General features: G+C 68.2%; 9 protein-coding genes. All 9 read right to left on the bottom strand.

Going from position 1 to position 12,627, the window contains the following annotated elements; all coding sequences use genetic code 11:
- Positions 1-293 precede the first annotated feature (293 nt).
- The 9 genes from ACH4TP_RS10495 to ACH4TP_RS10455 all read right to left on the bottom strand — a co-directional run bounded on the left by ACH4TP_RS10495 (position 294) and on the right by ACH4TP_RS10455 (position 12,620).
- Positions 294-1,952, bottom strand: a complete 1,659-nt coding sequence (locus ACH4TP_RS10495) for a Shedu anti-phage system protein SduA domain-containing protein (protein ID WP_398437023.1) — start codon at positions 1,950-1,952, stop codon at positions 294-296.
- 278 nt (positions 1,953-2,230) lie between these two features.
- Positions 2,231-3,367, bottom strand: coding sequence for a hypothetical protein (locus ACH4TP_RS10490; protein WP_398437021.1), 1,137 nt, complete (start codon positions 3,365-3,367; stop codon positions 2,231-2,233).
- Positions 3,364-3,672, bottom strand: coding sequence for a helix-turn-helix domain-containing protein (locus tag ACH4TP_RS10485; RefSeq protein WP_398437020.1), 309 nt, complete (start codon positions 3,670-3,672; stop codon positions 3,364-3,366). Before ACH4TP_RS10485 ends, ACH4TP_RS10490 begins: the two co-directional genes overlap by 4 nt.
- Entirely contained in the window at positions 3,669-4,424 is a 756-nt protein-coding gene (locus ACH4TP_RS10480) for a hypothetical protein (protein WP_398437018.1), read from the bottom strand. The genes ACH4TP_RS10485 and ACH4TP_RS10480 overlap by 4 nt, the downstream gene beginning before the upstream one ends.
- Entirely contained in the window at positions 4,411-4,638 is a 228-nt protein-coding gene (locus tag ACH4TP_RS10475; RefSeq protein ID WP_398437016.1) for a hypothetical protein, read from the bottom strand. The genes ACH4TP_RS10480 and ACH4TP_RS10475 overlap by 14 nt, the downstream gene beginning before the upstream one ends.
- A gap of 62 nt (positions 4,639-4,700) precedes the next feature.
- Entirely contained in the window at positions 4,701-5,486 is a 786-nt protein-coding gene (locus ACH4TP_RS10470; RefSeq protein WP_398437014.1) for a hypothetical protein, read from the bottom strand.
- Between the two features lie 88 nt (positions 5,487-5,574).
- Entirely contained in the window at positions 5,575-6,282 is a 708-nt protein-coding gene (locus tag ACH4TP_RS10465) for a Crp/Fnr family transcriptional regulator (protein WP_398437826.1), read from the bottom strand.
- A gap of 148 nt (positions 6,283-6,430) precedes the next feature.
- On the bottom strand, positions 6,431-10,909 hold the full coding sequence (locus ACH4TP_RS10460; RefSeq protein WP_398437012.1) for an NACHT domain-containing protein: 4,479 nt from the start codon (positions 10,907-10,909) through the stop codon (positions 6,431-6,433).
- Positions 10,910-11,450: 541 nt separating this feature from the next.
- Positions 11,451-12,620: an agmatine/peptidylarginine deiminase gene (locus tag ACH4TP_RS10455; RefSeq protein WP_398437010.1), complete on the bottom strand. Its 1,170-nt coding sequence runs from the start codon at positions 12,618-12,620 to the stop codon at positions 11,451-11,453.
- Positions 12,621-12,627: the final 7 nt, after the last annotated feature.

Here is a 12,627-nt window from a genome sequence, read left to right as displayed (position 1 = left end):
CACCACTGTCGCCCTCGCCGAGCTCGGCAGACGGCTCGCCTCCACCCGCGGCGTCTTGCCCAAGGCCGGTTGTCTCGCTGCCATCGGAGCATGATGACGCTCGCCACCCCGCCCATCGGGTAGCTCAGGAAGGCGTCCGGAGTTGTTGGCCTCCTCGGCCCGACCCATCCCGACGAGCTGATGTGGCTCGGCATCGTCAAGGGAGGCTCACTCGGCTCTACCGTGACACAGGTGGTGGTGCGATCGGGCGTGTACCTCCTGTCTGGCAACCGATCGAGGGCCTACCAGCGCTGTCACGACCCATAGACGCTGGACGCCGCCGTCAGGTCAAGCATTCGCTGTGCATTCCCGATCAGACGGTCATACGTGGTTACGCTCACCCGGGTGAGGTGGGAGTTGTACGTGCGTAGGGTCTCGTCGACCTGCGCTGAAGTAGCGCCATTGGTGACGAACGCGCTATTCCCGATTACCACAGTCATCGAGGCGCGGCGGGCGTCGATGCCCAGATCGACCAAGAGCTGGGAGCGCTTCTCGTCAAGTTCCCGAAGATAATTCATAGCCTGCCCCACGGCCTTGTTGATCTCGTGTCCCACGATCAAGTGATTGCGCTGCCCGGTCACGAGACGGTCGATGTTGGCCTTCTTGAGCTCGACACCATGAAGAGTGCCGTCAGGACGGACCAGAGTCAGGTCAAGCTGATCCCTCAGAGTGAGGTTTCGACGGGCGGTGCCCGGCAGGAATTCGCCGCCGAAGATCCAAGTCATGCGCTGGACAAGCCTCTGCAGGTCGCGCTCGCTGGTACCAGGGTCGTCGGCCGCTTCACGGAGCTCGACCAGATCCGCCTGCCGCCTAGCGCGTTGAGCCAATACTGCGAGCATCTGTACCTCGCTGAGCTCGCTCAACGAGGCTGCGACAGTGGGATCACTCGACACCAAAACCAGCAGCTCGCGAAGCGCGGCGACAACCGGCTGATCACCCATTGGGTGCAGGCTGAGACTCATCCGAGGAGCTTGCCGAAACGGGTCTGCGTCATCCAGGAGAGCGCGTGCGCCGTTGAGGAGGCGAAGCCGGAAAATCGGCGTCCGAACGTCCCAACGGATCACGCGGTCAAAAATTTTCCTTTCCCGCTGGCCGGTTACTACCCAGCGCTCTACCGGCTGCTCGATATCGATTCCGACCTCGCCGACGTACAGACATTCGGCTCCTCTCACCAAGAAGAGGCGTACCGGTACGCCACGCTGCAGATGTGCGAGCACCGCTCGATTCTCCAGCGATATTCCGTCGGCCCATTGACTCTGCCCGGGTGCCAGCAGTACCGACCCATTCCATTGCGAAGCCAGCTCACCCGAACGACTGCGGTCGACAAAGAGGAGTACGTTCGGCGTCTTCGCGCTGGAGCCAACAATGCACCTCGGGTTGCCCCCGTAGACCTCATGCAGCTTTGCGCGTCGTACGACAGAACCAGGGGAGATATTCCACGCGGCCGGCCAACTGGTGGGCGGCTCTGCGTCCTCAGCAAGCCGGAGTACCTCACGCCACTGCTTCTCAGGAAGCTCGAGAGGCACAAGTTTATGGTCACCTCCGGCCGATCGTGCCCGCTGCGCCACTCGTGCGAGGCCCGCTGCGCGCAGCTTGTCAGCTGAGATCGGCGTGGCCAACATAAGCTTGCCAAGACGCAGTACGGCTCGCCCGAGGGCTGGAACCGAACCGTCTTCGTCTCGCCTCGATCTGACCAGACTCAGCAAGTCGTCTGAGGGAACCGTGCTGGTGCTGGCGATCTCACCCACCGCAACCGCCCCGCCGCCGCGGCCACCACGCCACACCAGGACGGGATCACCCTCCTCAACTTCGCTACCGGTGACCGTGGACAAGGAGGAGTCCCATGCCTCCAGGTTGTGTGCTGCCCCGGAGGGAGCCGACTTGTCCCCGGTGACCATCAGCCAGTACTTCACGAGCCCCTCCGGCTTTCCGCTTCTGTCTCCATACTGCCGATCGGTACTGACAGGCCGCCTGAGGCGCAGTGCCCGATGGTTCCACGAGATGCCCCGTCCGGCTTCCGCGCCCGCCTGCCGACCTTCTCGACCAGGCCAGGCAGGGGCTTCACCGACTACTCCGGCGTATCGGCAAGGACCGGCGAGGACCGGCGAGGCAAGATCATTACCATCCATGAACAGCCAAATAACGCGGCAGGGAACCGGACTTCTGGGGCCCGGGTCCCTGCCGTGCAGATTCACCCTGTGGCGCCCTGCGCCAGTTCTCGGGCCTTGCCGGCCCACTCACCCATGCACGTGACGGCGGAGGTCATCTCCTGCACCGCGCTGGAGATGTCCTTCACCGGCTTGCGGAGGTGTCGACTCCAACGAACCAGGCCGCTCGCGGAGGTACCGAGAAAACCGAACTGCGACAGTCCCGTGCGGGCCACCTCGTCCAAGTTGATGAGCTGCTCCAGGAACGCGTCCGTCCCCTCGCCTCGCTCGTCGGGCGGTGTCGCCTCGATCAGGCTCAACGCGGCCCTCACTCCGCTGTCCACCGTCGTCATCCGCTCCGCGAAGGCCGTGGCGACGGTCCTCATCTCCCCGGCAGGTGCGCTCAGCGACTCCGCGTAGCGGGTCGCCGCCGCGAGCCGGGCGCTCGCGGGGGCGCCCGCCTGGGTGAGGTCGAGAATCTCGCCGGTGCTCTGTTCGGTCAGCGTCCGGATCGTCTCCATCACCTTCGTGATGGCCACCAGGTGAGCAGTCATCTCGTCCATCCCGTCTTCGATCGCGGCGAAGTCGTCCAGCAGGCCAGGGGGATCCTCGTCGGCCGTGGCGTCTGCGTCCGTGCTCCCCGCGGAGGACGCCGGTTCCTCGGCCGGTTGGAGCGCTCTCACGACCCGCGCCGGGGTGAGGGTTTCGAATCCGTCCCTGAGCCCGGCTTCCAAGGCGGTCTCGATCTCCCGGCGCGCTCCGGCCTGGCGGCTGCGTGCCCGTTCGTACCGGATCGTTCTGATCGACGCGATGTCGAAGGGCAACTGTCCGGCCTCCCCGATGTGGATGGTCGGCTTGCCGGTGACGTGACGCAGCCCCAACTCGTACATCACGTTGGGGTTGCCACCGCTGACGTCCGCGATGACCAGGTCGGAGTCGATGACGTGCCGGCAGATCTGCTCGTTGATGTCACCGGCGTGCGCGATGCCGTCCGCACGTACGGCATCGATCTCGTACTTCGCGCAGGCCGGCGCGATCACCTGCTCGAAGATCTCGAGGTGGTGCTCGTAGGACTCGCGCTCGGGGGTGCCGTGAGCGGCGTACGCATCACCGATGGGACCGATGACGAAGCACGTCCGGCACCGTTCGGGTACCCGCCGATAGGTCGGCGACACGTTCATGAGGGATCCTCCGTTCCAGGGATGTCGGTGGCGTCGAGCGTGGCCGCGTACGAGGCGCCGGCTTCCAGGTCAACGGCGTACACGGGACGCTCCTCGATGCCGAGCGAGCGCAACAGGTACGCGGTCGGGATGCGGTAGCGCCGCCCGATGCGTAGCACCGGACAGGGGAAGGAGCCGCTGCGGATCAGTTTGTACGCCGTGTCGGGACACACTCCGAACGCGCGGGCAGCGGTCCGCAGGTCGACGCTCAGGGGCAGATCGAACGCCTCCGCGAAGCTCAGCGGCGGGCCGGACCGGGGGCTCACCGCCGGGCTCCCGCAGGGCGCAGCACGAGCGTGCCGACAAGAGTCGCTTCCTCATGCCGCCGGGCCCGGAACACCACGTCGCGCAAGCCCGCGGAGTGGGCGAGTGCCCCGAGCCGCTCGCCTTCCCTCCGCATGCGCGACTCGGCGAAGCGAATCGTCGCGCACAGGCCGTCGGCACGGGGCGGGGGTTCGAGGTGCAGTTCCCACGTCTCGGCCGACCGCTGCTGCTCCTCCTCGGGAACCGTGGCGATGCGGGCGGCCGCGAAGCGCGCGATGTCCACGACGGGGACCTCCCTCCTGATGCGGTCGGCGTAGGCCCACATCCGGTTCACCGCCTCCTTGATCAGACGTCCGCCCATGTCCGGATCATCCGGATCCGCGGTGTCGAGGGCAGAGAGTAGGGCCAGTACGGCCTCCGCCTCCAAGTCGGCGCGCTCGACCCTCAAGCAGCGCAGGATCCGGTACAGGTTGCGGTGCAAGCCGGGCATCGCCAGCCAGATGACCAGCAGTCTCCCCTCGGCGTCGCCGCCCGGAGGCTCCTGCTGGGCCTCCGTCACTGCCTGTCGCCAGATCGCCGTCCGCAGGCCCTCGTCGCGCTGCGACCCGTACAGAGCTTTCCGGCAGTCCTCCGGGGACAGTCGTACAGGGCGGTGGCCGTCATTCACCACGAGGAGGCGCCGCATGCCTCCGGGAGCCCTGAAAAGCGTCGCTGTGATCAGCGCGAACACGCCGTCGGGGTCAGTCCTTCTCATCACTTCTCCTTTCCGGTCCCATCAGGCCCGGGTACGACAGCTCTTCGGCAGCCCGCTCGCAGGCGCTCGCAAGGGCGTTCAGCGCCGACCGCACGGCGACGAGGCTCTCGACCGAGATCGGGATCGCCGTTCCGGGCCGGAACCACGACGGGGTGGCCACAAGGGTGGGCGGGTGGATGCAGATGTCGCCGTACAGGTTGTTGCCGATGTTCACCCCGTAGTCCGCCCATTGGGTTCTGTCCCCTTCGAACCGAAACCCGGCTTTGTGAGGGGCCGTCACCGCGCGTGCCCGGGACCGTCCGCTGTGGGCATCGCAGGCAGGCCGAGATTGAGGTCGCCGCGGACGTCCCGGCCTACGGCGACGCCATGGCGAACGTGCTGGGAGAGGTTCGCCCGCTTCTCCACGGGAGCGTTCGGCAGCGGCTCGCGCCCGCCGTCGACGGCCGCTCGCATGTCGTCCGGTTCATGGCCCGGCACGCGGATCCAGCCGTACCCTCCGAACTCCTTGACCTGTACGTGGGCGCGAACGTACTGCGCCGGATCGAGGCCGAGTTGTCCGGACCGTACGACGTCCTGGTACAGGCGGTCCGACACGATGACGGCGAGATCCGCCGAAGTGAGGACGGCCAGCACGGCCTTCACCTGGGGCGCGTTCACGTAGCGCGCCACGGCGACGGGCGCGGGGCCGGCGTGGCCGAGGGCGGCGTCCGGAGCGACACCGGTGTCGACGGCCAGCCGGAGCCTGACACGGGGGGCTGCGGAACGCGCGTTGAGGGCGCCCAGGCGGACCGCCAGGTGGTGCACGAAAGGCCCCAGGACCACAGCTTCCGGGGTGGTCTCGGGGAGGACTGCGAACTCCATGTCGCCCTGCGGCTGGCGAGCCCAGGCTCCGCGGTCCAGTCCGGTCAGTGTCGCCGCTTCGTCCAGCACCCGGACCAGGTCGGACTGCACGGCAGATTGGGTCCGGGTGTCGAGGAGGCTGTACTGCTCCATGTCCACCGCCAGGCACAGCCGGCGGCGCGGGGTGCTGCCGGAGGGCAGGGGAAAGACGGGTTCACTCATGACAGCTCGTCACCTTCCAGTGTTTGTCGGGTGCGTTGCACGCCAACTGTCCGAGGAAGGAGGAGCTAGGTGCCAGAATCCCGCGTTTTTACGGATTTCTTGACAGGTCGACACATGACACCGGGCCGAGCCGAGCCGCCCGCCGCAGTCCGGCCATGTCACTTACATAGGTCTGCCGTTCGCACGTGGCGGAGATGAGTCCTTTGCTCCGTAGCTGAGCAAGCGCCTTCTGCACGGTGTCCGTGGTGGATCCGACGAGGTCGGCGAGTTCGGGTTGGGACAGCCTCACATCGATGCGCACCGAGTTCCTGCCCGGCTTCCCGTGCGACTGCGCCAGCTCGACCAGCAGGCGCGCCACCCGGACCGAGACCGAATGCCTGCCGTAGTCCAGTGGCCAGCGCTCGGAACGGCGGAGCCGGCGGCCGATCATCAGCTTGAGGGCCAACTCCGCTTCGGGGTTGGCGCGTAGGAAGGGCAGCAGTTCGTGACTCGGAACGACGGTGGCGGTGACCTCTCGGTCGGCGGTGACGGTCGCCGACCTGGGCCCGAGGCCCATCGCCGCCACCTCGCCCACCACGTCCCCTTCGTTCTTCACGTCCATGAGCGCCGACCGGTCTCCGTCCAGTCCGCCGGTCACCTTCACCACTCCTTGGTGGAGCACCATCAGCTCCCGTGCGTGATCACCCTCATGGATCAGCACGTCCCCCACGGCAAAGCTGCACTGCGTCCCGAGCCGTGCGAAGGCCTTGCGGGCCCCCTCCGTCAGCGTGTCGAGAAACGGCGCGTGACCATCCATGTCCAAGCCACGAATCATGCGCACAGCACAGCACGCGCCCGGTGCGGCGATCCGCGACTTCCACCCGAACGGACGGTGTCACGAGTGCACTTCGGGGCGCACGACGGCGCATGCCCTGAAGCACCTGCCGGTCTCTTCTCGGGGTGCCTCAGCCTCGGTCGACACTACCGATCGCTTCGGCCACACCATAGGACCCACGGAGCAGCAGTTGATCCAGCAGATCGAGGATCTCGGACCGGCGGGCAGCCGAGGCTGCCTGGGCATGGGCCCGGACCAGTAGCTCCCCGATGTGGTGGGCATCGGCAGCGGCGCGAGTGGCCAGATCGGCCGAGGCGGCACCGAACACGGTGAGGAACCGTCGTACGCAGGCGAGTACCAGATCGTCGATCCGGTCGGGGGCCTCTTCAAGAGTGATCAGCAACTGCGGCAGAGCCGGCGCGAAGGCATTGGAATCGATCAGTGCGGTCACCGTGCGACGCACGGGCCCCAGCCGTCGGCCCCTCAACACGACGGCCACCACGGCGGCGGCTTCTCGCACGCCTTCTTCCGGGTCGTGGAAGAACTGGACGAGTGCGTGATGCGCCAAGGCCTGGTCCCCGGTGTTCACGAGACGCTGGGCACACACGTCCGCGGCGCCCTGCCGCTGTGCTCCGTCTTCCCCTGCGAGCACCTCCGCCAGCAGGTCCGTCGTCTCCCACTCCATCGCCGCCAGCGCCGCCACCCGTCCACCATTCCGGCGCACCGCTGTCACCGGGGAACGCAGCATCCGCTCTCTCACCGGTCCGTACCCCACCGGGTCCCCGTGGCAGAGGGCCACGAGCAGGCGAAACACCGTCCGTGAAGCCAGGAGCCGGTCGGGAGCCCGGACGAGCACGGCGAAGGCCTCGGCCACTGCGGGGCGGTCGTACCGCAGCGCCGCATGCAGCAGATGAGCCGCGCACGCCCGGACGGGAAGCGAAGGGTCGGCGGCGATTCTCCGCAGGTGAGGTACGACCAGGGCGGCCCGGGAGCCATCGGAGGCGTGGACGAGCAGGTCGCCCAGGCTCTCGACGGCGCTGCCGCGGACGGTGTTGATCCCTGCGGTAAGGAGGTCGTACTCGGCGCCCGGTTCGCTTCCCAGGTCCCCTTCACCCCCACCGATCACGTCACCGGAGTCGGCCCGGTCACCGGTGCCGTCGACGCCGAGCGCGCGATCCAGGAGCGTCTCCACGAGGTCGAGCGGCACTGAGGCGAGGTACTTCCGCATCGCCCAGCCGAGCCATCGGTCATGAGCAGGCTTGCGCTGAGCCGAGAAGTGACGGACCGCCGCGAAGACGGTATCCGGGTCGCCGTAGGGCTCCGCGTCTCCAAGGCCCAGAAGGAGCGATGCTCCGTAGGCGGGGTGCATCCCCGAGTCCATCTGGACGGCGAGTCGCGAGAAGCGGCCGGGCGCCGCCGCCGTCATGCTCCTCAGCACGTGGGACAGTTCCCGGGCCCCTCCGGTGAAGGTCTCCCAGTCGGTGCGGTCCCGACTGTGCTTCCTCATGGCGCCCAGCCACTGGTCGTCACTCATGTACTGGGCCGCCTCCGACGAAATGGGCGGTCCGATGAACCCGCCGGTCACCCCTTCCGGCTCGTCCGGTTCCCGCATGTCGTCGTGACGCCGTCGGAGTTCTCCGAGCCGGCGCAGTGCTCGCTCGGACAGCCGGTCTTCGGGGAGCGCCGTCAGCAGCGTGAACTCATGCCAGGGCGAGAGCTCGTCGTCCGGAGGAAGGCGCAAGTGGAGAAGCGTGTCGGCCACCTGCCGGAGTGTGTCGTCGGGCAGGGCATTCCCAACGGCACGCAGAACCTCGCGGGCCCCCCACACGACGTTGGATCCGTAGCCGGACAGGAGGCGGTGTCGGCCCTGCAGAAGGATCTCCACGGACCAAGGGGCGAGAGCGGGCCCCGCCTCGATCAAGACCTGGTAGAGGAGCCACTGAGCCGCCTCGTACGGCACGCTCGCGAGCCCTGTCACCAGGCCACGCGCGCGGGCGGGGTCCTGGCTCGCCACGGTCCGCAGCGCCTTGGCCGCGCCTTGGAGCAAGGCATCACCCAAGTTACTGGGCCGGTCGTCGGGATAGCGAAACGCGAAGTGCCTGTCGTAGACCGGGCAGCCATCCTTCGGTGGGAGCGCGGTCGCGGCCATGGCGGCCAGGAGAAACGGCAGGATCCGGGCGCAGAATTCCTCCGGAGCACCCACTGCGGCAGCCGCGACGAAACGCAGGGCCGAGTCGTCCCGGGTGAGTAGAACGCCGACCCTGCCGTCGTCTTCGAGCCGGAGCGCGTCCGGGCGATCCGAGACCGTCGCTTCGATCAACTCGACTGCCCAGGAAGGCTGTTTACCCGCAAGGTCCTGCACCGAGCTCCAGACGAGGTGTTCGCGTCCAGTGAGGAGTCCCGATCGCGCCCCGTCCAGCAACAGGTCGAAGAGGCTTCTGCTGCCGGCGAGATCCGCGAAGCGGACGATCCGCGCCAGCCAGGATCCCCACCGAGGGTCCGAGGTGTGCGGTTCCAGGAGGCGGGCCACCCGGTCGGGAAAGGTATCGGCGCTGGCGGCCATCATTCGTACCGCCCACTCCTGTTCCCTTTCGTCGGCGCTGGTCAGCCAGTCGTCGAGCGCTGCCTCGTCATCCGCGCGCCGGAACCACGCCGCGTTGCCGACCGCGCTCGCGAGCTGGTCCCGGAAGAGGGGACGGGTGTCCAGCACGCGCGCGACAGCCTCCCACTCACCGGCGGTGGGGGCCTCCAGGCCGCGCAGCACGGCCAAGGTGACGTCTTTCAGGTGGTAGCGGATCTCCGGGCTGGTGAGCAGTCCCTCGACCTCTTGGACGAACCGCTCCGGGTCGAGGTCCCGCAGATGGTCGAGGACCTGCCGTACCTGTCCACGTCGGAAGAGCTCCTGCTCCCCACCGGCGAGAAAGGTGACCAGACTCTCGTCCCGCCGGTGCCAGTCGCGCGCGAAGGCGTAGTCGAAGAAGCTCTCGTGGAAGAAGGCAAGTTGCCGGCCTTCGCGTACGAGGACGTGCTCCGACACCAGCACGTCCGCACTCGATGCGAGGGCGTCCGCGTCGAGCAGGCTGTCAGGAACGGAGAGTCTTTGCCGTGCGCTCATGGCCGCCACGACGGCCGAGACGGCCTCGTGGAAGCGTACGGAAGGCTGGCGGTGTGCGCAGTCCTTTCGTTTGGTGTCCCAGAAGGCGTCGAAGAGCTGCCGAGTCGTGCGGAAGGAGAGGGCTTCCTCCTGGTCCGCGACCTCGGCCAGAAGGACCAGGTGCAGCGGTGACCGCAGCAGAACGCGCTGCGACGATGTGACGCGTGAGGCAGCCAGGCCCATGCTCGCGAGCGCGGCATCGACCTGGGCATCGGTGAGGACCCCGACCGTGATGTGCGCACAGCGGTCTGATGCGGTGAGCCGACGGATCCGTGGATCCGCCTGGGCATCGAACTTCCGGCACACGAGGACGATGCGCATGGCCGAGTACGCCATCGCCTCGTCCATCAGGTCGGCCACCGCGTCGAAGGTTTCCGGGATGCGGCCCGATGCCATGCTGATCGCGTCGAGCTGGTCCACGATCAGCACACAGCGGCGCCCTTTCGCCGCGGCTGCGAGCGCGCTGACCGGCGACCCGGTCAGCCCGATTCGCAGACCCAGCTCATGGGTGGAGGTGAAGGGCGCCAACCGGTCGAGACGGAAGGCGAGCACCGGGGTGTCCAGCTTGGTGAGGGCGTCCAGGGCCTGATGCAGCACCGCGCTCTTCCCGCCGCCGGCCGCACCCGTCAGAACGGTGACCTGCTGCGCGTCGCCCAGGACCTGCTCCACCAGCTGATCGGTCGTCTCGCGGGGAATGGCCGGGCGGAACAAAGCGCGTTCGACGCTCGATGCCCACCGACGCGTCGCCTCGCCCACCGCATCCGTCGCCTCGGCGCCGTCCGTCCGGTTGATACGCCTCAGCCCGTACTCTCCCAACCGGGCGCTGATGGCCCGGACGTCGAGCGTGGTCCCCAGACTGTTCAGCAGGAGATCACCGAGCCCGAGAGCCGCCAGGCGCCCCGGGGCCCCTGCAAGGACCTGTTCGGCCAGAACCGCGTTGGTGTGCACGAGGTCCCGCTCGTTGTGCCACTCCACCCACAGTCCTCGCAGCATGCGCCAGGCCGTCGCGGCCGAGCCGAAGACGCCGGCCGCGGCAAGGGCGTCGAAGGAACCCTGAAGTCCGTCGGTGAGCCACTCAACCTCGAAGGCGGCAAAGGTGTCGGAGCGGCGGGCACGGTCGGCGAGCTCGTCGAGTGCACGCGCGGGGACCAGAGAGACGAAGTGGAACGCGCGGCCCGCGTCCACGTGGGACTGCAGGCTGCTCCACACGCCCTTGTCGCGGAGGGAAGCGACGTTCCAGCTGTTCGCGTTCCGGTTCTGCCGCTTGACCTGGTGCACCTGAGTCCCACCATCATGGCGGTAGACGAACTCCACGCCGTCCCCCAGCGGAGAGCCCGGCTCCAGGGTGATCGACGTTCCCGCGCCCAGCAGCACGTACAGTGCGTGTCTGATCGTCCAGGCCCCCTCGTAGCGGTTGCCGAACTTGTCCGTCTCGCCCCCTGGCCGCGGTGTCATCGCTGCTCCCTAACAGTCGCCCAGGCGACCGCGTCAGCCGCGCGCCTGCGCGGACGCTACCGCACGTGCCAGGGGCAGCAAGGGCCGTCACACGCAATCCTGCCTGCTCCACAACCGGCCGCCGCCTCTGCCAGATGAAGGAGTGGGCGAAGCCACAGGTCAGCACAGCTCATACAACTACCCCCCAGGTCAGCGCGTTAAGGGCGACGACTTCAAGAAGGTCTCCGTCTGGGCGATCACTTCGTCCTCACCGGACTCGCCACCACCGTGGCGACCGTCGGGATGCGGTGGCATCTCGTGCCCATCGCATCCCGCGCACCACGCGGGGTGAACAGAGCGGCGCTCTCGCCGGCCCGGCCGGTCATGACGCCCTGCTTCGTGGAGCCGCCTGGACCCCCAGGCAGACGCACCGGGGAACCGTCCCCGGGCCGAAACAAGGAGAACACCGCGCTCGGACGGGCACAGAAGACCGACATGGACCGGGTCCCCGGACGGCCCGGGTCCCGAGGGCGGGACCCGGGCCGTCGGGTCGGCCGGTGGGTCAGCGGTTGGGTTCCTGCATGGTGACGCAGTGGGCGCCGCCGCCGCCGTTGCCGTAGAGGTTGTCGAGGTTGAGTTGGACGACGGGGCGGCCGTAGGCGGCGGAGATGGCCGATTTGGCGGCGGCGTCCTTGGTGGTGTCGCCGAACTGGGTGGTGATGATGGCCTGGTTGGTGACCGTCCAGTTCATGTAGGAGCTGAGGAAGTCGGCCTGTTTGCCCGCCTGGACGCGGGGCAGGGTGTCGGGGCCTTCGATGGTGAGGACCTGGAGGCGGCGGCCTCTGGCGTCGGTCGCGTTGACCAGGGTGTCGCGGATGGCCTGGGCGTTGGCGGTCCAGACGTCGGGGCGTACGGCGCCGGCCAGTTGGACCATGACCACGCCGGGACGGATGTAGCGGGCGGTTCCGTCGATGTGGCCGTCGGTGACGTCCTGGCCGGTGACGCCGGGGAGCCAGATCATCTTGGAGGCGCCGAAGCGGGACAGGAGCTCCGCCTCGATCTGGGCGCGCGTCTTGCCGGGGTTGCGGTTGCCGTTCAGCCAGCAGCTCTCGGTGGCCATCAGGGTGCCGTCGCCGTCGTACTCGATGCCGCCGCCCTCGCCGACCACGGACGCGTTCGCGAACGGGACGGCGTCGTAGGCGGCGATCTTCGGCGCGACCGTGCGGTCCTTGGAGTAGGCGGAGGCGGGGAGGCCGTAGAAGGTCGTGGCGTTCTCGCCCCAGGCGTTGAAGTTGAGGCCGAAGGCGTCGAGGCCGCCCGCGTCGTCGACGCGGAACAGCGGGCCGGTGTCCCGCATCCAGCAGTCCGAGACGGGGATGGAGCTGATGACCGTGACGGTGGAACCGCACGCGGTCCTGGCCTGCGAGGCGGCCGAGGAGCCGTCCGCGCACATGACGACCGGCTCGTACTTCGCGATCTCCTTGGCGAGCTTGGCGATGTCCGCCTGGATCTTGGACAGCAGGTTGCCCCAGATCGTGGAGCTGGACGGCCAGGCCATCCAGGTCCGCTTGTGCGACTCGTCCTCGCCGGGGACGCGCCAGGACGCGGCCATGGCGGGCTGGATCCCGCCGAGGACGGGTCCGACCGCGAGGGCGGCCGCGGCCGCTCCGGTGCGGGCCAGGAGGGTTCTGCGGCTGAGGGCGGGACGGTCGCCGTCGTGCTCTGTCTTCACGTGGTGC

Origin of the sequence: Streptomyces sp. NPDC021012, from assembly GCF_044333355.1 — a bacterium.
Taxonomy (GTDB): Bacteria; Actinomycetota; Actinomycetes; order Streptomycetales; family Streptomycetaceae; genus Streptomyces.
Note: the sequence above shows the minus strand (reverse complement) of the source record. Positions and strands in the feature narration are given on the sequence as shown.